At 65.8% G+C, this 18,165-nt stretch carries 24 protein-coding genes; 1 reads left to right on the forward strand and 23 read right to left on the reverse strand.

The features are described from left to right. Positions 1 to 10 precede the first annotated feature (10 nt). The 6 genes from IDT60_RS22915 to IDT60_RS22940 form a co-directional block, all read right to left on the reverse strand. Complete coding sequence (locus tag IDT60_RS22915) at positions 11 to 838, reverse strand: potassium channel family protein (RefSeq protein WP_191082253.1); 828 nt, start codon at positions 836 to 838, stop codon at positions 11 to 13. A gap of 141 nt (positions 839 to 979) precedes the next feature. Beyond that, entirely contained in the window at positions 980 to 2,464 is a 1,485-nt protein-coding gene (locus IDT60_RS22920) for an APC family permease (protein WP_191082254.1), read from the reverse strand. Further along, entirely contained in the window at positions 2,461 to 3,642 is a 1,182-nt protein-coding gene (locus IDT60_RS22925; RefSeq protein ID WP_191082255.1) for a glutathionylspermidine synthase family protein, read from the reverse strand. Before IDT60_RS22925 ends, IDT60_RS22920 begins: the two co-directional genes overlap by 4 nt. Positions 3,643 to 3,644: 2 nt before the next feature. After that, entirely contained in the window at positions 3,645 to 4,142 is a 498-nt protein-coding gene (locus IDT60_RS22930) for a tRNA-dihydrouridine synthase (RefSeq protein ID WP_191082256.1), read from the reverse strand. Positions 4,143 to 4,272: 130 nt separating this feature from the next. Then, positions 4,273 to 4,545 (reverse strand): hypothetical protein, encoded by a 273-nt coding sequence (locus IDT60_RS22935; RefSeq protein WP_191082257.1) that lies wholly within the window; start codon positions 4,543 to 4,545, stop codon positions 4,273 to 4,275. 51 nt (positions 4,546 to 4,596) lie between these two features. Continuing rightward, entirely contained in the window at positions 4,597 to 6,354 is a 1,758-nt protein-coding gene (locus IDT60_RS22940) for a S8 family peptidase (RefSeq protein WP_191082258.1), read from the reverse strand. Between the two features lie 231 nt (positions 6,355 to 6,585). Here IDT60_RS22940 and IDT60_RS22945 point away from each other — a divergent pair, with 231 nt between their 5' ends. Then, the gene (locus tag IDT60_RS22945) at positions 6,586 to 6,870 is read left to right on the forward strand and encodes an HU family DNA-binding protein (protein ID WP_191082259.1); all 285 of its coding nucleotides are present in this window, start codon (positions 6,586 to 6,588) and stop codon (positions 6,868 to 6,870) included. A gap of 64 nt (positions 6,871 to 6,934) precedes the next feature. Here IDT60_RS22945 and IDT60_RS22950 read toward each other — a convergent pair whose 3' ends face one another. The 17 genes from IDT60_RS22950 to IDT60_RS23030 all read right to left on the reverse strand — a co-directional run bounded on the left by IDT60_RS22950 (position 6,935) and on the right by IDT60_RS23030 (position 18,072). Beyond that, on the reverse strand, positions 6,935 to 7,930 hold the full coding sequence (locus tag IDT60_RS22950) for a glycoside hydrolase family 26 protein (RefSeq protein ID WP_191082260.1): 996 nt from the start codon (positions 7,928 to 7,930) through the stop codon (positions 6,935 to 6,937). A 79-nt stretch (positions 7,931 to 8,009) separates the two neighbouring features. Continuing rightward, entirely contained in the window at positions 8,010 to 8,468 is a 459-nt protein-coding gene (locus tag IDT60_RS22955) for a hypothetical protein (protein ID WP_191082261.1), read from the reverse strand. 20 nt (positions 8,469 to 8,488) lie between these two features. After that, the gene (locus IDT60_RS22960; protein WP_191082262.1) at positions 8,489 to 9,184 is read right to left on the reverse strand and encodes a hypothetical protein; all 696 of its coding nucleotides are present in this window, start codon (positions 9,182 to 9,184) and stop codon (positions 8,489 to 8,491) included. 61 nt (positions 9,185 to 9,245) lie between these two features. Continuing rightward, entirely contained in the window at positions 9,246 to 9,674 is a 429-nt protein-coding gene (locus IDT60_RS22965) for a helix-turn-helix transcriptional regulator (RefSeq protein WP_191082263.1), read from the reverse strand. After that, positions 9,652 to 10,464, reverse strand: a complete 813-nt coding sequence (locus tag IDT60_RS22970) for a hypothetical protein (RefSeq protein ID WP_223884045.1) — start codon at positions 10,462 to 10,464, stop codon at positions 9,652 to 9,654. The genes IDT60_RS22965 and IDT60_RS22970 overlap by 23 nt, the downstream gene beginning before the upstream one ends. 11 nt (positions 10,465 to 10,475) lie before the next feature. After that, complete coding sequence (locus IDT60_RS22975; RefSeq protein ID WP_191082264.1) at positions 10,476 to 11,174, reverse strand: J domain-containing protein; 699 nt, start codon at positions 11,172 to 11,174, stop codon at positions 10,476 to 10,478. 34 nt (positions 11,175 to 11,208) lie between these two features. Next, complete coding sequence (locus tag IDT60_RS22980; protein ID WP_191082265.1) at positions 11,209 to 11,442, reverse strand: hypothetical protein; 234 nt, start codon at positions 11,440 to 11,442, stop codon at positions 11,209 to 11,211. Between the two features lie 452 nt (positions 11,443 to 11,894). Continuing rightward, positions 11,895 to 12,245, reverse strand: coding sequence for a hypothetical protein (locus IDT60_RS22985; RefSeq protein WP_191082266.1), 351 nt, complete (start codon positions 12,243 to 12,245; stop codon positions 11,895 to 11,897). Between the two features lie 146 nt (positions 12,246 to 12,391). Then, on the reverse strand, positions 12,392 to 12,784 hold the full coding sequence (locus tag IDT60_RS22990; RefSeq protein WP_191082267.1) for a hypothetical protein: 393 nt from the start codon (positions 12,782 to 12,784) through the stop codon (positions 12,392 to 12,394). A gap of 66 nt (positions 12,785 to 12,850) precedes the next feature. Beyond that, positions 12,851 to 13,747, reverse strand: coding sequence for an aminoglycoside phosphotransferase family protein (locus IDT60_RS22995; protein ID WP_191082268.1), 897 nt, complete (start codon positions 13,745 to 13,747; stop codon positions 12,851 to 12,853). Positions 13,748 to 13,785: 38 nt separating this feature from the next. Continuing rightward, positions 13,786 to 14,625, reverse strand: a complete 840-nt coding sequence (locus IDT60_RS23000; protein ID WP_191082269.1) for a helicase associated domain-containing protein — start codon at positions 14,623 to 14,625, stop codon at positions 13,786 to 13,788. 92 nt (positions 14,626 to 14,717) lie between these two features. Then, complete coding sequence (locus IDT60_RS23005) at positions 14,718 to 15,104, reverse strand: SLOG family protein (RefSeq protein ID WP_191082270.1); 387 nt, start codon at positions 15,102 to 15,104, stop codon at positions 14,718 to 14,720. Beyond that, entirely contained in the window at positions 15,104 to 15,691 is a 588-nt protein-coding gene (locus IDT60_RS23010) for a hypothetical protein (protein WP_191082271.1), read from the reverse strand. The genes IDT60_RS23005 and IDT60_RS23010 overlap by 1 nt, the downstream gene beginning before the upstream one ends. 96 nt (positions 15,692 to 15,787) lie before the next feature. Further along, the gene (locus IDT60_RS23015) at positions 15,788 to 16,462 is read right to left on the reverse strand and encodes a hypothetical protein (RefSeq protein WP_191082272.1); all 675 of its coding nucleotides are present in this window, start codon (positions 16,460 to 16,462) and stop codon (positions 15,788 to 15,790) included. Beyond that, the gene (locus tag IDT60_RS23020) at positions 16,455 to 16,895 is read right to left on the reverse strand and encodes a hypothetical protein (RefSeq protein WP_191082273.1); all 441 of its coding nucleotides are present in this window, start codon (positions 16,893 to 16,895) and stop codon (positions 16,455 to 16,457) included. Before IDT60_RS23020 ends, IDT60_RS23015 begins: the two co-directional genes overlap by 8 nt. Positions 16,896 to 16,977: 82 nt before the next feature. Beyond that, a complete protein-coding gene (locus tag IDT60_RS23025; protein WP_191082274.1) occupies positions 16,978 to 17,379 on the reverse strand; it encodes a hypothetical protein in 402 nt (133 codons plus the stop codon). A 33-nt stretch (positions 17,380 to 17,412) separates the two neighbouring features. Then, on the reverse strand, positions 17,413 to 18,072 hold the full coding sequence (locus IDT60_RS23030; RefSeq protein ID WP_191082275.1) for a LemA family protein: 660 nt from the start codon (positions 18,070 to 18,072) through the stop codon (positions 17,413 to 17,415). Between the last annotated feature and the right edge of the window lie 93 nt (positions 18,073 to 18,165).

Below are 18,165 nucleotides of genomic sequence, written 5' to 3' on the forward strand. Positions count from 1 at the left end.
CCAGCGACCGTCACGGCTGGGAGGGCACGTCGCTGGCCTCGCGGCCTGACAGGATTCCCTCCAGCTCGGATTCGCGTTCGATGTTCCGGTTCAACTCCAGCGCCAGCTCTTCTCCCCGCGCGCGGACTTTGATGAGCTCCAGCTGGAGGTCGTCGCTTTCCTCTTCGGCGAGCTCTTCGGTGCGGATCTTCTGGAGGGTCGCCATCACCCAGGTGCCCATGGTGACGGTGACCAGACCGATAAGGCTGATGCCGGCAACGGCCAGCCCGACGGCGATCAGACGGCCCTCAGCTGTCACCGGGAAGCGGTCACCGAACCCGATGGTGGTGATGGTGACGAAAGCCCACCAGAGGGCGTCGCCGAAGTTCAGGATATTCGCGTTGTCGGCGTCGCGTTCGGCGTCAAGAACAGCCAGCGCTCCGGTGTAAGTGAGCAGCATGGACGAGCTGACGACGTAGGACATGATGCGCTGCCCGAAGGCCAGGCTTGTCGCCCGGTTCAGGACACGAAGCAGCGACACCACCCGGAGCAGGCGCAGCGTCCTGAAGACCGGAAGCACCACCACCGCAAAATTGACCAGGTTCATGAGGCTCCAGCGTTTCCGCTTCTCCGTGAGTGCCATGGTGATGATGAAGTCGGCCAGAAACACCGCCCAGGTCAGGAACATCACGAGCTCTGTGACCAGGTGCTCGGTCCCGGCTGGATCTGCGACGACCTGCCAGGTGTAGGCGCCCAGGAAAACGAGCGAGACGACGACCATCGGGATTTCGCTGGTCTCGGAGTAGCGGCTGAGAGCGACCGCCTTCTTTGCTGGGTCCTGCGGAATGCTGAGCTTCATGTCAGGGCTTTCTGGTTCGTGCCGCGGCCTCCGCGTCACCGGCTTGTTTACGGAAAGCCATGTGTGCGGAATCCTGCGGCGCCCTCCCCATGAACGCAGAACAGCCCCGGCCGTTCGCGGCCGGGGCTGCTGGGTGTCCGTTTATCTGGCTTCGGTGAGATCAGTACCGGCGCTGACGCCAGCTGCGCGCTTGCCGGCGGTGGCGTACCAGGCCATCATCAGCACGGCACCAAGAGCCAGGGAGCCCACGCCGATGAGGAAGGTCCCGCCGATGTCGGCGACCGCGGTTTCTCCGTAGTCGGGGCGGATCATGTCGATGGCCGAGACGATGAATGCGATGGTCATCATGATGCCGCCGGCCAGCGGCAGGATGCCGCGCATCCAAAGGTTGCGTGCGGATTCGGTGAGGGTCTTACGGAACAGCCAGGCGCAGGCGAAGCCGGTGAGGCCGTAGTAGAAGGCGATGTAAAGGCCTATGGCAGCGATAGAGTCAGTGAGCAGGTCGGCACTGATCGCCGTCATGCCGACGTAGTAGGCGGCGGCCACCACACCCATCAGAACCGTGGAGAACGTCGGGGTCAAGTACTTGGCGTGCACCTTCCCGAACCGGTCCGGCAGCGCGCCGTGGACAGCCATGGACAGGGTTCCGCGGGCGGTCGGCAGAATCGTTGTCTGCGTGGAGGACACGGCTGAGATCAGGACGGCGACGATGACCAGCCAGGACCAATCACCCATCACGGACTCGGCGAGGGCGTACAGGACGTCATCGGTGTTCTCCTCGTTGGCCAGCCCGGTGCCTTCAGACCCGGTCCCGGCGACCATCATGGCGACCACGGTGACCCCGACGTAGGTGGCAAGCAGCAGCACGGAGGACAGGATGGCGGCCCGGCCAGGGTTCTTGGTCGGGTTCTTCGTCTCCTCGTTCAGGGCCAGGCAGGTGTCCCATCCCCAGTAGACGAACAGGCCCAGCAGGATCGCCTGGGTGAAAGCGGTGAAGTCGGTGACTGTGAAGGGGTTGAACCAGTCCCAGGAGAAGGGTTCGGCGGACGGGGCACCGCCGCTGGCAAGGCTGCCCACGGCGAACGCGACGAACGCAGCCAGCGCCCCGTACTGGATCCACACGAAGAGCTGCTGCATCTTCTCGCCGATGTCGATGCCGCGGTAGTTCACCCAGGTCATGGCTGCGATGAAGGCGACGCCGGTGGCGGTGGTGAGCCAGAGGTTCTCGGCGAGGTTCTGGTCGATGAGCAGCCAGAGGTACTTGCCGGCGATCTGGGCCAGGTTGGCGAGCACGACGATGCCGGCGACGGCCATGCCCCAGCCGCCCATCCAGCCGGTGAACTTCCCGAACGCTTTGGAGGCCCAGGTGAACGTGGTACCGCAGTCGGGGTCCTTGGCGTTGAGCTCTTTGTAGGCGATGGCAGTGAACAGCATCGGGACGAACGCCAGCAGGAAGGCTGCCGGCATGTGGGTTCCGACCGCCACGGCCATCAGGCCAAGGGTCGCGGTCAGCGAATAGACCGGGGCCGTGGAGGACAGCCCGATCGCCGTACTCCCCCATAGGGAGATGTCGTCTTTGGACAGCCCCTTGGCGCCGACGGGGCGAGGGGTCGTTCTGGTGGTCACAGGGTGCTCAGTTCCGGCGCGGGTGCGTCAATGGTGTTGGGGACAAAACGGCAATAGTAGTCGGTGATGGGACCGTCGGATTCGCGGATGCCGACGCCGACGGATTCCCCGTCGACGACCCACGCGCCCAGCACCGGCCGGTTTCCGTCGAAGTCGGGCAGCGGGTACCAGGCCTGGTAGCACCAGCCTTCGGCGCCGTAGTCGCCGGGCTGGACGATGTCGATGCCTTCAGCGTGGATGACGATGTTGTCGCCTTCGCGGCCGTGCAGCGGCTTGGCAACCCATTCCTTCATGTCGTGAGGGCCGTCGATGTAGGCGGGCAGCAGGTTCGGGTGGTCCGGGTACAGGTGCCACAGCGCGGCCAGGAGGGCCTTGTTGGAGAGGAACATCTTCCAGGCCGGCTCGATCCAGCGCAGCGCATCCGGATGGTCGGAGACGCACTTTCCGAACGGCTCCTTCATCATCATTTCCCACGGGTAGAGCTTGAACATGGCCTCGATGGGCTCGTCGTCCAGCCCGACGAAGACCTTGCGGTCGGCATCCCAGCCGATGTCAGACATGTTAATTCCGACGGTGTCCCAGCCCCCTTGATCGGCTGTGTCGCGGAGGTAGGCGGCCGTCAGCCAGTCCTCGCCCGAGGTTTCGACTTCGGTGTGCGCGACGTGCAGGGTGGTGAGGCCGGTGTTGGCCTTGTACTTGGCCCAGGAGCGGATCAGCGCCTCGTGGATGCCGTTCCACTGGTCCGACTCGGGCTTGACGTCCTGCAGCCAGTGCCACTGGGCGATGGATGCCTCGATGAGCCCGGTCGGGGTGTCTGCGTTGTATTCGAGCATCTTGGGCGGGTTGATGCCGTCGTAGGCGAAGTCGAAGCGTCCGTAGACATGCGGCTCACTGTTTTGGAGGGAGCGTGCGGCCAGGGCCAGTGCCTCGCGGCCGATGCCGAGGTCTCCCAGGGCGCCGGTGGCCATGTACTTGGCCGCCTCGATGCACATCGTGTGGAGTTCCTCGGTGACGCCTTCGAGCATTTCGACTTCAGGCATGGTGAATTCGTAGTAGGCGCCCTCATGCCAGTAGTCGATCTGGGAGCCGTCCTCCATGATGGTCGTGGAGAACATCAGGCCTTGGGATTCGATTTTCGCGGACCAGTCCGGGCGGGGTGTGGAGAGTATGCGTTTCATGGTCAGCTTCCGCTTCCGCCCTTGGCGGTTCCGCCGAAGCCGCCACGGGACACTGCTGTCGAGCCCTTCGACGTGACGCCGCTCTTGGACGTCGCGCCCTGGGGGATGGAGGTGGCACCGCCGGTCAGCGGGGCGCCGACAGCAGGTACGCTGCGGGCGGTGGTGGATCCGCTGTTGCCCATATGCAGGAAGTACCAGCCGTAGTGTCCGCTGGAGCGGCCCTGGTCGGAACATTTGTCGTCCTCGACCCTTTGCTGGGTGGTTTTCTCTTGGCAGACCTGGGCGTAGTCAGCGTCGATCACGTCGCCGCCTGGCGTGCAGCCGGTGAGGACGGCGCTGGCGAGGATGCCGGAGATTCCAAGGACCACCGCCGCGGACTTGCGGCTGCGGGTACTACTCCGCACGGGCAGCTGTACTTCCGGCTCGGCGTGCAGCTGGGCGCCGAACTTCCCGTCGGCCATCCGCGCTGCTTCGCGGCGTGTTTCTTTGCTCTCCTGCACGTGGCGTGCCTTCCTCTTTCTCTGGTTGATGCAACCGGAATGTGTGCGGCGGTTGCCGGGCGGTATGTGTACGGAAAGCTCCCCTTCCATCTCCGCCGGCCCGGCAACCCCGCGCAAGGGCCCTCCGGCTTCAGGTCATCCGCAGCACGACGGACGCGTGCTCCACCTTCAGCAGGGCAATGCGGATGGCCATCTCTTTCGACTCGAGCTTGAGGTCTTTCAGATGGTTGAGCGCGTGCCGGAGCCAGGCGGCCGCAAACTCATGCTGCTCCGGCGTCAGCGGACGCCGACTCCGGGAGATCCGGAGCGCGTGCTTGACGCACTGCCTCGGCGTGGCCTTGACGTCGACATCGGTTCCGCCACTAAGTAGCGAACTAACGAGGTGGCCGATGAATTCGAGCATGATGTCCTCTTTCTCCGCTGTGCGGATGGAGCGCAGGCGGTTGAAGCTGTCCTAGCCGGCTGACCTGGCTGATTTCAGCCTCCGTGCCCCGTAGATCGTGGCTCCCGAGGCGAGGACCAGGGCGGCCGGGATCAGGACACCGATGATCCAGCCGGGAGCGGTCGCCGCGGGGGTTTCCGGCGCACGCTTGGAGGCCGCGGCCTCTACACCTGGTGCTGCAACCTCAACGGCGCGCGCTTCCGGCTCCGCGGCTCCCATGGCTGGTGCCTGGACCTGTACGGGAGGCGCTTCGTCCCCGGCTGGCTGGGCCACATCGCTCTGTACTGGCTCAGCGGGGGCGATGGGCTCCACCGGTTGCGCGGCTGGCGGCGTGTCCGTCGGTGTGGGCGCTGCTTCTGCTGCCGGGGCCAGTGAGGCGGCTTCCACCCGCTGCGGAGCCTCGGCAGGCTCAGCGGGCACTGTGGTGTCAGCCCCCGCGGCTGTGGCGTACCCGGGGCTTTCGACCCCAGCTACAGCGCCTTCGGCCGAAGAGGGGGCAGAGAGCGCCGATCCCCGCAGGCCACAGTGCGTGCCCACTCCGGTCCAGCCGTCCCCCAGCTTGAGGTTCGCGCAGGAGGGGTGGGTGTACACCAGGGCGGGGATGAAGAGGAACCGGTTGGGGGTCCATCCCTTGTTGGCGCCGACGACGCCGGTCGTGGCGTTGTTGATCATTGACTGGTGGACCTGTCCGGGGGAAAGGGAGCGGTCGCGGGAGAGCAGGATCGCCGCCGCCCCGGAAACGTGGGGAGCCGCCATCGAGGTGCCGTCCAGGGTGTTGTAGCCGGTCGGGGCATTCGTCCAGGCCGACCTGATCGACGCCCCGGGGGCCTGAATATCCACGCAGGAACCGTAGTTCGACCAGGACGTCTGGGCATCGTAAATGTTCGTTGCCGCGACGGTGATCGCGGAGGAAACCCTGGCAGGGGATGACCAGCAGGCGTCCACGCCGTCGTTGCCTGCTGCGGCCACGACGGTGATTCCATCGTTGACTGCGCTTTGCACGGTCTGGTCGAAGGAGGCGTTGGTGAAGCCTCCGACACTCAAGTTCAGGACGGCCGGCTGACCGGCGACGTGGTGGGAGATTGCCCAGTCGATACCGGCCATGACCGTTGATGACCAGCCGAAGCCGGAGCAGTCGAGCACCCGGACCGGGATGATGCTGGCTTTCTTGGCCACGCCGTAGGTTGTGCCTGCAGCGGTTCCCGCTACGTGGGTGCCGTGTCCGGCGCAGTCGCTGACTCCGCGGCCGTCATGGACGTTCCACCAGGTGGCCGGCACGCGGCCGGCGAATTCCGTGTGGGACATGTTCAGCCCGCTGTCGACCACGTAGATGTTCACTCCAGCGCCTTCGTCGCCGATGCTGAACTGTCCGTCTCTTCCCGATCGCTGGTCGACGCGGTCCAGGCCCCAGATGGAGGTGGCACCGGAGACTGAAACCGGGGTGTCGATCTCGACTGAGGCCACATTGCCTGCCGCCTTGATGGATTCGATCTCACCCGGGGTGGCGACGACGGCAGACGCCTTCATGGCGTGGGTGATGGTCTCTTTGACGTCGAGCCCCTTCTCCTCCATTGCCCTGGACTCTGCCTCGGCGTTGACGTCGTCGCTGTATTTCACGATGTACCGCTGTTCGCCTTCGGGAAGGCCGAGGGTGTGGACCGGCGTTGGTGGCGGGGTGGCTGCGGCGGGTGTGGACATCGCTGGTACAGCAGCGCCGGCGCTGGCCAGCAGAAGACCGGCCAGGGTGATGCCGAGGGTTCGCTTTTTCAATTCGTGGCTTTCACTCAGGGGGCACCCAAGTGCAGAGGCGGCCTGTTACAGGGCAGCCTTCATCGGGTTCACAGCTGATGTGTGCGGCACGGGCGTGAGCAGTCACCGTCATGTCCCAAAAGCCCTCCGTGGCCTGTCAATACGGACCCTCACGGCGTGGCAGGCAGAAAGTGGCCCCTGTGCTGGTGGTAGGTTCCGTCAGGACAGAACCCCAAACAGGAGGAGTTACCCATGGCTATGAACCGCTCTGAACTCATCGATCAGGTTGCCGGCAAGGCGGGCGCCGCGAAGACCGACGTCAACAAGATCCTCGACAGCCTGTTCGAGGTTTTCGAAACTTCTGTCGCCGCAGGTGAGAAGATCACCATCCCGGGCTGGCTCGCCGTCGAGCGCACCGACCGTGCAGCACGCACCGGCCGAAACCCGCAGACCGGCGAGACCATCCAGATCGCAGCAGGCCACAGCGTCAAGCTGACCGCCGGCTCCAAGCTGAAGGCAGCCGTCGCCAGCAAGTAACCCAGCAAAAGGCGGCGGGAGGCTGACCTTCCGCCGCCTTTTGGCGTTCCGGGTTCTGCCCCTGTTACTCGCGGGCGGACAGGGCCGTCGTAAAGGCTGTCGCCGCGGACGAAGAGCTGTTGAACCGCCAGTCCGTTTCCTTGTTCAGGTTGAACCAGACCAAGCCCGTCACATCTGGCTGTGCGTCCAGGTAGGCGACGGCGTCGCGGATCCAGTCCGCCTTGGAGCCGCCCAGTTCGGTGCAGGCCGTTTCGGTGACGACGATTTCCTTGCCGGGCGCCAGGGCACGCAGCGCGTCCAGCCACCGCCCGAAGACCCCGATGGCTGGGGTCCATGTGCTGCCCCAGGAAGAGCCGACAGTGCCCCAGTTGTAGCCGTCGATGCCGAGCACATCGACGTAGCCGCTGCCCGGGTAGAGACCTGCGATGTCCACGGGGCCACCGGCGTTGATCGCCCAAAGCCAGCGCACATTGGTGGCGCCCTGGGCCACAAGGACGTCGTGGACGTGCCGCCAGGCGAGCACGTAGTCTCCCGAACTGTTGCCGTTGACGGCTTCGCTCCACGGGTACCAGTCGCCGTTCATTTCGTGGGCAAAGCGGAGCATCACGGGCTTGCCCCAGCTGGCAAGGGCACTCCCCCAGCTGCGCAGGTAGCCGTCGTGGGCGCCGGCGGCGATGGCGGCCAGCGAGTAGGCGGGCTGGCTAACTCCGGCCCCTGCAGCCCAGGGCTCCCAGGTCAGGATCGGGGTGGCCCCACGGGCGACCACGGCATCCAGCTCGCTGACCGGGGGTGCCTGCTGGAAGTCCTTGAAGAACTGGATCAGAACGGGCTTTTCTCCCGCAAGGCTGGCGGCGCTGTCGAGTTCCCTGCTGGCCAGGGGCCCGCCCAGGTTGGTCAGGCCGAAGCGCAGCGGGTGTGCCGGCGCAGGGGCCGGACTTGGGGTTGTCGTTTTACCCGGCCTGGGCTTGGGGGCAGCGCTGGCTGACGCGGCGCCGCTGAAAACGCTGGCCGCGCCAAGACCCAGACCCACAAGGGCTGAGCGGCGGGATGGTTGATGCATGGTGTCCTCCTAGGTGTGTGGTCCCCCGAGGAAGGCATGCGTAGAAAGATCCGCCCGCGTCACCGCCATGGCGGCAAGGTCAGCACCAGGCGATCACCGGGAAGGCTGGTTGCGCTGGCTCGGATTGTCCGGCGGTGACCCATCGGAAGGTGCCAGACGATTCCTCGTCGCTCCACCAGGAGAACAGGGCTCCGTTGGCGTCGACGGCGTAAAACTCGTCCCGTGCCTGGTCTGCCTCGTGCTGGCTGTGCAGCACCGTGTTCTGCCCGGGGATCAGCGCCGGAAGGCCGGGCCCGGCGACGATGTAGGCGGGCAGGACGACGCTCTCGTCCGCCGGGAATGACCCGGCCAGCCCGGTGTCGGTGAAGGTGCCGTCGCCAGTGGCGACCGCGCAGCAGTCGTCGGCGCCGATGGTGATGGTTCCGGCGGGCAGGGCTGCCCGCGCTTCCTCGGTGCGGACGCAGCGTTCCTCGGGGAGCCCGTCGGCCAGCCGGGTGGGCTTCAGTTCGATGACCCGGGCAATCTGGATGTTTGTCATGGTGCTTCCTCCGGTGGTGTTCAAGCCGCTGCCAGCTGGGGTGCCTTGGCTTCGGCGTCTATTGCCTTGTCTACCTCGGGAACCAGCAGGTCCAGGGGAAGGCCGGCGCCGGTCCAGGTGGAGGACAGTGCGTCCAGCAGATCTGAGGTCAAGCCCTCTTCGCCTTCACGGTGCCGCAGGGCCGCCGACGCGGCTGCGTCCACGGCGGTGTCCCAGACCAGGGATGCGGCAAGGCCCGCGTCGCCGAACATCCGGGTCGGAATTTCGTCGGTCAGCTTGCGCGCTGCCTGGAAGGCACGGAACAGCAGGTATGCACCGATGACGACGCCCGAGACCGCGATATTGAAGCTGAGGGCCCCGGCGATGGCTGCGATGGCCGAAGCCGGTGCCATGACGATGCCTGCCACAGCCTGCAGGGCGGCCATCCGTCCGGCGCGGGTTTTCACCGCGGCGTTGAGGTTTCGCTCGTGCAGCTCCCGCAGGGCTTCGAAGCGCGGCATGTCAACCGGCGCTTCTTTCTCGTGCAGGTCATCAAGGGTCTGTACGAGGACCGGGTCGGCTGCACGGACTGTCTCCCAGAGAACGGGAAGGACCCGTCCGGAGCGCTGGGTGGAGGCGATCAGAATGTCGTGGAGCTGGTCAGTGCTGAGGTTCTTCACAGCTGCTGCTGTCCGGTCCGCGATGCGGGTGGGCAGGGCCATGTCAGGGGTAGTCATGGGCCACATGTGTACGGGCCGATCCGTTGCCCTCCCCGGCGGCTGCGGGCGCGGGCTCCTCTTAGGGCCGGGCGAGTCTGCGGGCGCGCAGCAGGATCACCGCAGAGGGGGTGACTTTTCCGGTGAGGTAGGTGGAAAGCCGGGATTGGGATGTCCCAAGGCGTCGTGCGAATTCTGCCCGGCTCAAGCCGCTGCGTGCCAGTGAATCTTTCAGCTCGGTGGCGACCGCTGCTCTCTCGGCGGAGTCTGATGTGGCCACGGCCCGGTCCAGCAGGTCAGTGAAGAGGTTGGCCATCGCCGGGTTCTCGACGGCGTCGAGGACCTCGCGGAGCTCTTCGGCGACCTTGCCCCGGGGATCGTGCCGCAGCGCCTGGCTGATCCGGCGCCAGTCCCTTACATCTCCGCGTTCAACAGCAGCCAGCAGCCCTTCGAAACCCCAGTCCTCCACGGGGTCGGATGGGTCGACGTCAAGGTTGCGGAACTTCAGCATCGTTCTCTCCTTCCACGATGGCTGCCGCCAGGGCGCGGCAGGTCAGGACCGTTTCGTTCCAGTCGTGCCACCGCTCGGCGAGCCCCTTGTAGCGGGGCAGCTGGGTGGTGGTTCTGGAGTCCTTGGGTGCCGGGTTGGCGAGCTGCCGTACGACCTGGCTGGCCACCGCAGCACCGTCGGCGTTTTGGTCGGCGTAGTAGTCATCCATGCGGGCCAGGACGCCGGCTGCCTGATCGATGCCTATGCCGTCAGCCAGGGCGGCGACGTCGAGGTAGTCGCGTGTCTGGTTTCGGCGGGTGATCAGGAAGGCCTTGATCCTGAGTGTCTCGTCAGGCGTTGGCACCCGGACGTCGGCCCCGGATGCGAGCATCACGTTGGTCACTTCAAGTGGCCGCAGGCGAATCAGCTGCCGCAGCCCGGTCTCGATCCCGCCCAGCTCGCCGAGGATGATCTTCCCCGGGGTCACCCGGTTGGTGGCCCACCCGTCGTCGGATTCGACGGCGTCCAGGACTACCTCGAAGCTGTCGCGGAGCCCGGCAAGGACGCGGTCATGATCGTAGGAGGCGCGATGGCCGGTATAGAGGGCAGCCGCGCTGCCTCCGACGAGGACGGCGTCGGGGACGAGCTGCTGAAGTTTGGCAGCGGATTCCAGGACCTCGGCGAGATCCGGCTGCAGATCAGGGCGGGCGCGCAGGGCGACTTCCGGTTCCGCATGCCTGGCAGCGGAAAACTGACCACGGTTCTCTGGGCTGTCCCCGCGGGGGTGCTTTGCGTCATCGAAACCAGCCACGCCCGATTATATCACTTCCGATAATTGTCGGCCCGGAGGATCTGCAGTGGAAGAGCAATCACCAGGGTCAGTGCCAGCCCCGTGCCCAGGGCGAGAGTCCAGACGGGAAACGTGCCGGTTGCGGTGACCAGGGCAAAGGCGCCAGCGAGAACGGCGCACGCCAGGGGTGCCCTTACGGTCCGGAACCAGGTGTCGGCAAAGACTGCCGCTAGGGCCCCGACGGCCCACAGGACGAAGTAGACGACGGCCGGGGTGCCATTGGCGGTGTACAGCCTGTACGGCGTCTTGGGCTGGGTGAGTGCCAGGAGCCCGACGCACTGGAACACAAAGTAGGCGCCGACAGCGGCGACCACGGCAGCCCAGACGATCATGGCCGGCCGGAGCCTCTTTCGCTGCGGAACCGGGGCCTCGTCCTCGTACGCCGGCGCGTCATCCTGCTCGTCGTGGCCCGCGTCCTCATAGCCGCCCTCGTCATACCGGGCGGCGGGAGCGTCCGGGACCGGGGCGAAGCCCATTTCCCTGTCGTAGGCGGCACGCAGGTCCGGGTCGGACAGCGTCTCGTAGGCCTCCTGGACCATCCGGAACATGTGGGTCATCCCGCCGCGGTCCGGGTGGGTCTTGCCCGCCATGGAGCGGTAGGCCCTCTTGACGTCCTCGGGTGCGGCGTCCGGGCTGATGTCCAGCACGGCGTAGTGACTGATGCTTGCCAACGTAATGTCCTTCTGCAGAGCGGGGCGGGATGTTTCAGCTGAGGGTTCGGCCTGCCAGCCACTGACGCACCCCGTCGGCAATGATGTCGGTGGCAATGATGCCCGGGGTATTCATCATCAAGTCGAAGTGTTCGGTGGGGTCGTCTGAGTAACGGCCAGTGTCGAAAACCATGTCGGCATACACCGTGGCCACGCGCGGGTCAGTGGCTGGGATTCCGAAGTGCTCGGCGATGATGGCTTCGAGGTCCTTACGGCTGTAGTTGGTCATTGCGGTTTTCCTGTCGGTAGGGCGTCCGGGTCAATGACCATGTGTACGGCATGGGGGAAGGAATGGAACAACGGCATGGTGCCGGCAACAAGAAGAGCCGGGAAGACGTATCTTCCCGGCTCCGTTATGTTGCAGGACGTTGCCCGTCGGGGGTTGAACCCGCCCGGCCCGCGAGGACCGGTAGCGACTCGTTCACGCTCTCGGCTCCGCCCTGCTCATCCGTCGGCTAGTTCCGGAGGCCACGGTCTCGGGCCCTTTGTCCATTGCCGGTAATCGATTCCGGGCCCCGTCTCAGGGGGTTCCAATCAAGGACCAGGGGGACGGATGCCGATCCGCCTACCTGTCCGTCCTCCGGGGCGCGCTTTCCCCGTTCTTCGGATGGCCGGTTCCCCGGCTTGAACCCCATGTGTACGACAGCGGTGAAAAACGTCACCACCCTGGGGCGGCCAGGCTTAGGGAGTGAAGGTCTTCGAAAAGAACGTCGTCCCCTTGTGCTGCTTGAAACCGAGGCTGAAGCTCCCTCCGCAGTGCTCGCATGAGCCAGTCAACGTGAACTTGTGCCGGCGCCCATCATGAGGTTGACCGGTCTCCAGCCGAACGTCGAGGCGGGCACCGCTGTCTTCACCGTCGGCTTCCACCTGGACCCGCTGGCCGCCGGCGTTTTCGACCACAACCCCATCGATGTGCAGGCCGGTGGCCTCGCCACATTCCGGGCACCGGAGAGCAAACTCGTTCTCCTCCGGGCTGGACATTGAATCGTCAGCGGCCAGGAGTACCTGGCCGGATTCGTTGTTATGCGTCATCGTTCCTTCATCTCTGAAGCCCTGGCGGGCGCCGTCCGTCTTCTGGCAGTTCTCCAATGATGGCGCAATCCAGAGACAGGGGTGATGACAACACACGCCATGCAGCTGCTTTGCTCGTTAGTGGCCGCGGCCCCTCTGGCCAGCCGTCAGGAGGCTGCGGCCAGGTACTCCCCGAGGGTGGCGAACCGGGCGTGCGACGTCCGGCCGCTTGCGTCCGAGATCCGCACCTCCACGCTTTCCGGCTTCCCGGCAGCACGAGCCGCTTCGAACAGGTAGGCGGCTGCGTCAGGCGTCGGGTCAATGACGCGCAGGCGGGGCACTCCGTAGTCGTTGGTGACCAGACGGTAGAGCTCTTCGGCGTATTCGCGGGTCATCAACTCGTTGCGCCAGCAGTGGGCGGTGACGGACGAGGTGGTGGCGAACTTTGCCTCGCTGACACAGATGGACAGCTGGCGCATGTGCCCCTGGGCCTCCTCGGCCGTCAGGGCGTGAACGGGCGGCGGTTCAAGGACGACGTTGCCGTTGCGGTGGCGTGACATGGTTAGGCCTTTCGGTGGACTGTATGCAGGGCGGGCAGTGCCCGCCTGCGGTACATCTAGGGTTTTCTATGCGGCCAAGGCCCTGACGGGGCTGTCACGTGCTCCGAAGTCCGCAGCAATGTGCCGGTTTCCCTCGATGAACTCACGGGCGTCCCTCCGCCCCCGACCGTGACGGAACTCCAGGACGGTCAGCGCCCAGGCCCAGGCGAGAAGGCGCCGGGGATCGGCTGCGGCTTCGCTGTAGTGCCAGATGGCGGCGCTGCGCGGCCCTCCTGAGCCGGTCCCGATCCAGAGTCCAAGGTCGGAGTAGGGGTCGCCGGCTGCCGGCAGGGGGTCGATGGCCAGGGCTCCGGTGGCCGTGTGGATGACGTTCTTAGCCTGGAAATCCCCGTGGACCGTCGTCGGCTGGGCGGTCCGTTGGAGGGCGGCGATGACGGCAGCTGCGTCCTGAAGGGCCCCGGTCTCGGGCGCCAGTCCGGTGAACCGTGCGGCGGCAGCCCCAATCCTGGCCTGCAGGACGTCGTCCAGCGGGTGTAGCCGTGGCGTCGTGGGCACGTGCAGCCTGTCCAGGAGCCCGGCGATGTCTTCCTCGTTGGGCTGCGTCCCGGTGGCCGTAATGAACTCCATCAGGAAGGCACCGGAGCGTTGATCGGTGGCCAGGACGTCGGGGGCGCTTTTGCTCCACATTTGCAGGGCAGACGACTCTGCTGTCCCGGCGCCGCGGCTTTCCGGGATCTTCAGTACAGCCGCAGACCCGTCCTCCAGTCTGCACAGCATGCACAGGGACATGGCCCCGCCTTCGAGGATGGTCTCTGGTGCGACGTGCCAGGAATCGGCGAGCCGCTGGGCGAGATCCAGGGCGTCAGCCAGCCAGGCGTCGGCGGCGTCGCCCCTGAAGTATGCGATGTTGCGGCGCAGGGACTCGGGGATCACCAAGGGGGCGGCAAGCAGTGTTGTAGTCACGCCTCCCTGTGTGCGGCATGGCCGGAATCACGCAGGTTCTAGGCGGCCGCCCGGGACTTTCCACGCCATCCTGGTGCTGCCGCGTCCAGCCGCTTTGCCCGGTCACCTGTTGCGTTGGCACGCTGCTTCTGTATCCAGCGGGAAAGGCTGACTTCCTCGGCGTCGGCGCCGGCCGCCTGGCCACGGGGATGACGTCCGCGATTGCCCAGGAACGCCGCATACGCTGACAGGGTGGATTCCCACTGTGATTCAAGGGTGACGTGCCAGCCCGGGAACTCGGCGTCCAAAACAGCCCGGCGCTCCGGTGAGGCGGTCTGGCGCTGATTGCTCAGCCACAGGCCCAGCGCCCTGGCTTCGCCTTTGTCGGCGGGGCGCGGGAGCCTGCCGTTGGCGGCATGGAATGCTTTCAGTGCATCGAACTGGGCCTCGAACGGGTAGGCGGGCTCGTCCCAGTTCTTGCAGACCTCATCCAGCCGGGCACGCTGCTCGTTGTCGGCTCGGCGGCGCTGGTCGTTCAACCAGTTCCGAAGCCTCATCTCGTCATCAGCCGCGCTCCAGCGGGGAAGCCTGCCGTGTGAGGTGACAAAGGCCCGCAACTCCTGAAGGGAGTCCTCCCAGGCCCGGTGACCGGGGTGGCTGCCCCGCCAGCCGGGAACAGCGGCATCCAGGGCCGCCTGGCGCTGTGGTGTTGTGTTCCTCCGCTGGTCCCGAAGCCAGAACGCCAGCCGGGCGACCTCCGGGTCGGGATTCGTCTGTGCAGGGTTCTTTCCGTTGGCCTCAACGTAGGCAGCCGTGCAGGCGAGCGATTCCCACCAGGTGCGCCTGCGGGGGCCGGAAGCAGCGTCGGGGCGGGCGGTGCCGGTGGTTGGCGCTGTCACGGGGATACTCCTGCAGTGTCTATGCCGCGGGTCGATTCCCGGGCTTCTTGACCCCATGTGTGCGGTGACCGCGATTAGTCTCCACGCCCCGGTTACGTGCTGTCCTCATGCACGGTGACGGGGATGCCCTTCTTCCTGGCGTAGTTCAGGGTGTGGGTGGCGCCGTTGGAGCCGTCCATGATGAAGGCGATGAGGTGGTCCGGGCCTGTGTCGACCATGGCCGCGTTACGTGTGAAGCCGGCGCGCTTGTCCACCGTGCCGTCGGGCCTCTTCCACTGCGCAGGGTGTCTCTCCACCTTGAGCTTGTTCCTGGTCCAGATTTCCTCGCAGATCCGGTCAGCACCCCTGGGGCAGCCGCCGGATACCAGCACCGCCTCTGGGTCCCTGCCGGTGGAGTCCCACCAGTCGCGCAGGGCTTTGTGGATGACTTTGCGGTCCACCCAAGTGCGGGACCCGGTGATGAGCAGGCGGGGAGGCATCAGATTCCATCCAGTCGTGCGGCCAGTAGGTCATAGTCGAGGATCATCTGGTCCTTGATGAGGGACACCAGTTGCGGGGTAAGCCCGAGGGACCGTTCATCGCGCAGTACGAGGGAGCCGATCCGGCGGGAACGCGGTGTCAAAGACATTGATCCTTTTCGGATGCCGGCGTTCGATGCTTCAACTGCTGTGACTGCCGACCTGACTTCTTCAAAGGCTTCGAGGTAGCGCGGGTTCTGGTCGAGCACTTTCTCCGGCTGGTCAATGCCCATCTCGCTCATGAAGTGGACCGCAATCCGGTACACGAAGTCGTCCAGCTTGTTCCGGCGGATCCTGGACTTTGCGACTCCAAAGACAGGCGCACCTGCGGCCAGGAGCACAACGCCAATGAGCATGGTCGCGATCAGGGCGGCCCCTTCCAGCCCATAGGTGTACGGGTTGAACGGTGCGCACACCGCGGCGACTCCGAAGCCGAAGGCCGTTCCACCGGTGAATTCCAGGCGACGCCATCGTTGGAGCCTCTTACGGTAGAGCTCATGTCCTCGGTCGTAGGAGTCTTCCTCGACACGTCCCGTCGTCTCAGCCACGGTTCACTCCGCTTGCCTCATGGTGTTGGGAGGTTCCGTGTGCCGCCTTAGCGGTGCCCACTCCCATCCCTGTGACAGTGGCCCTGCAGTTCTCGTTCATGATGGTCCTTCGTCGGTCGGGCCGCGGCCGGCAGCCACGTAGTAGGTCAGGCATGGGTCGTCCGCGTGTCCGCAAATCAGGCATCGCACGGCGGCAGAGGAGCCGGAGCAGGTTTCGCAACCACCGCACATCCCGGCGTTGGTCTCGAAGTTCTCGTGGAAATCCAGCAGGACCTCCCGGGCGGCTTCTTCGTCGGTGCCGAGCAGGGCAGCGATATGGGCGATGTAGTCGGTCGTGTTCCCGCAGGAGCAGGAAAGGATGTGGCTGTCCACGGCCCAGTGAGCCCTGTGGCTCTGAAGGTCTGCGCGTTGGCGGTCCCGGACAGCCTGGCGGTGATTCCGGTGTACGAGCCAGTACATTCGATCGGCGTGGTGGGCGGCCGACAGGTCGTTGGCGAGACGCCTGATGGTGAGGGCGGCGCGGAGCCTGGCGGGAAGGTTCCAGCGGGGCGGCTTCACCCTGCAGGCCTCGGAATATCTTCTGGCGGACTCCTCTTCGAGAGCGGTGGTCCGCTCATGGGCGAGCTCCTCGGTGGGCTCCAGTGCCGCGATCTCCAGGTAGCGCCGGACTTCGTCCAGGCCTCTGTCCCGGCGCCGTGACGCTGCGGCTTTGTAGTCAGCGATGAGCCAGTCCAGCACGGGGTGGCCGGCTTGCTGCGTGGTTTCAGCCAAGGCTCAGACCGTTCTTCCGTGTCGAGAAGGCCCAGGAGAGCCTGCACGGCTGGCCAGTGGTGCGGCAGGCCCGGAAATAGGTGATCGCCCGCTTGGCGTTGCGGCCAAACGGCTGGACCCAGTCCAGTGCCGGCGCGGCCTTCATGCCTCGGATTTGCCCTGGCCCCTCAACAGCCCACCCGACGTCAGGGGTTTCGATCGTGGGCCAGGAGAGCATTCCGAGGGCCGCCAAGCTATTTGCGTGTGCACGGAATTTCTCCATCCGCTCCTGCCGTGTCGCGTCATCGCTGCCGATCCAGTCATCGAAGGTCGTGCCGGGATGGCCAGTCTCTGCGAATTTGCGGCGGGCCAGCAGCTCGGCGGTGAACTCTGCCAGCAGGGACGCCTCATCCTGGTCCGGGTATTCTGCGCGCTTTGCCTGGCTGTAGGTCATGGGTGTCTCCGTAGGTCGGGGAAAGGTCTGCTCAGGCTTATGTGTGCGGACCGGGATCCTCCCCTGCCCGGCAGGCCAGGTACTAGTCGTCACTGACGAGGATGGCCCGGACAACCTCGACGACTTCGTCGCGCAGCAGCCATTTCACGGCGTAGGCGTCGTTGGTGCAGCGCCGCAGCCACCGGGTTGCGGTGAAAACGTCGGCCACGTTGGCGCTTGCGTCCCAGTCCGCCTGCATGCCGCCGTCGAGCCGCTGCACGGTCAGTGACTCCGGGTTGCGGGCTTTCACCCGCCGCCGGCTCTCATCGACGATGAACTCGGCTGCGCGGAAAGCTGACATGAAGATCCGAACCCCAGGCCCGGTGCAGCTGACAGACCACATGGTCCTTACCGGCGCCGGTGCGGCATCCGGCCCCATGAGCAACTCGCGCAGGGCCGCGAAGGCGTCGTCGTTGGTGGGGGCGGGAACTGTTGCGGTGCTCATGCAGCCAATGTGTACGGCAGCGTGCTTTACCGGTTACGGGCCGTCCAGGTAACCGAAGGGCTCTCCGTGGCCGAGCAGGGGTGCGAGGAGGTTTCCGGGGAAGGATTCCCTGAAGCTGTTGTAGCGCTGGGCTGCCTTGTTGTAATCGGCGTTTGCCTCGTCGATACCGGGTGTCATGTCGTTGAGCTGCTGGACGAGGGCGGTGAAGTCCGGCGAGGCGACCAGCGCCGGGTGCTCCTGCGCCCTGGCCACCAGGTGTTCCAGTGACGTGGAGATCGCCAGGTCTGCATCGGCGTATTTGCTGAACATCTCGCCGCTGCCGTCAGCACCGGGGTCATGGACGTCCAGCGCGTTCCGTGCCAGAACCACCTCGTTGATCGTCTCCTGCTCCAGGGGCGGGTCATTGCGCAGCGCGGTGACCATCTTGGGTGCCAGGTCCACCTGCCGCTGGGCCGTTGTCACGGCCGTTTGCAGGGCAGAGCCGGCATCGTGGCGTGCCACTTCCAGACACAGCCAGGTGGCGCCGGTGCTGATGCCGGATGCGAGCAGGACAGCTGCCGCCGCGGCCATGACGGCTTGTGGTCGCTTCGCGCCTTGAAGGCCGAGACGGCTGGGCAGAAACCTCCTCTTCTCCGGGGCGGTAATCGCATCCCAGGGGTCCAGGGGCTCGGTCTTGGAGTCAGTCAGAGTCATCTAGTTCTCCGTGGTCGGTGTTGCACTAAGGGGCGGCCGGATCTCCGGCCGCCCCTGGGTGTCCTCCTGTCCGCATACTGGCCCTCAGCGAGA

The sequence above is a fragment of the Pseudarthrobacter sp. BIM B-2242 genome (assembly GCF_014764445.1).
Classification (GTDB): Bacteria; Actinomycetota; Actinomycetes; order Actinomycetales; family Micrococcaceae; genus Arthrobacter; species Arthrobacter luteus_A.

Coding starts and splice junctions, on each gene's coding strand:
- IDT60_RS22915 (WP_191082253.1), bottom strand. CDS start 838: ATGAAGCTCAGCATTCCGCAGGACCCAGCAAAGAAGGCGGTCGCTCTC.
- IDT60_RS22925 (WP_191082255.1), bottom strand. CDS start 3,642: ATGAAACGCATACTCTCCACACCCCGCCCGGACTGGTCCGCGAAAATC.
- IDT60_RS22935 (WP_191082257.1), bottom strand. CDS start 4,545: ATGCTCGAATTCATCGGCCACCTCGTTAGTTCGCTACTTAGTGGCGGA.
- IDT60_RS22945 (WP_191082259.1), top strand. CDS start 6,586: ATGGCTATGAACCGCTCTGAACTCATCGATCAGGTTGCCGGCAAGGCG.
- IDT60_RS22950 (WP_191082260.1), bottom strand. CDS start 7,930: ATGCATCAACCATCCCGCCGCTCAGCCCTTGTGGGTCTGGGTCTTGGC.
- IDT60_RS22955 (WP_191082261.1), bottom strand. CDS start 8,468: ATGACAAACATCCAGATTGCCCGGGTCATCGAACTGAAGCCCACCCGG.
- IDT60_RS22960 (WP_191082262.1), bottom strand. CDS start 9,184: ATGACTACCCCTGACATGGCCCTGCCCACCCGCATCGCGGACCGGACA.
- IDT60_RS22965 (WP_191082263.1), bottom strand. CDS start 9,674: ATGCTGAAGTTCCGCAACCTTGACGTCGACCCATCCGACCCCGTGGAG.
- IDT60_RS22980 (WP_191082265.1), bottom strand. CDS start 11,442: ATGACCAACTACAGCCGTAAGGACCTCGAAGCCATCATCGCCGAGCAC.
- IDT60_RS22985 (WP_191082266.1), bottom strand. CDS start 12,245: ATGACGCATAACAACGAATCCGGCCAGGTACTCCTGGCCGCTGACGAT.
- IDT60_RS22990 (WP_191082267.1), bottom strand. CDS start 12,784: ATGTCACGCCACCGCAACGGCAACGTCGTCCTTGAACCGCCGCCCGTT.
- IDT60_RS23005 (WP_191082270.1), bottom strand. CDS start 15,104: ATGCCTCCCCGCCTGCTCATCACCGGGTCCCGCACTTGGGTGGACCGC.
- IDT60_RS23020 (WP_191082273.1), bottom strand. CDS start 16,895: ATGACCTACAGCCAGGCAAAGCGCGCAGAATACCCGGACCAGGATGAG.
- IDT60_RS23025 (WP_191082274.1), bottom strand. CDS start 17,379: ATGAGCACCGCAACAGTTCCCGCCCCCACCAACGACGACGCCTTCGCG.
- IDT60_RS23030 (WP_191082275.1), bottom strand. CDS start 18,072: ATGACTCTGACTGACTCCAAGACCGAGCCCCTGGACCCCTGGGATGCG.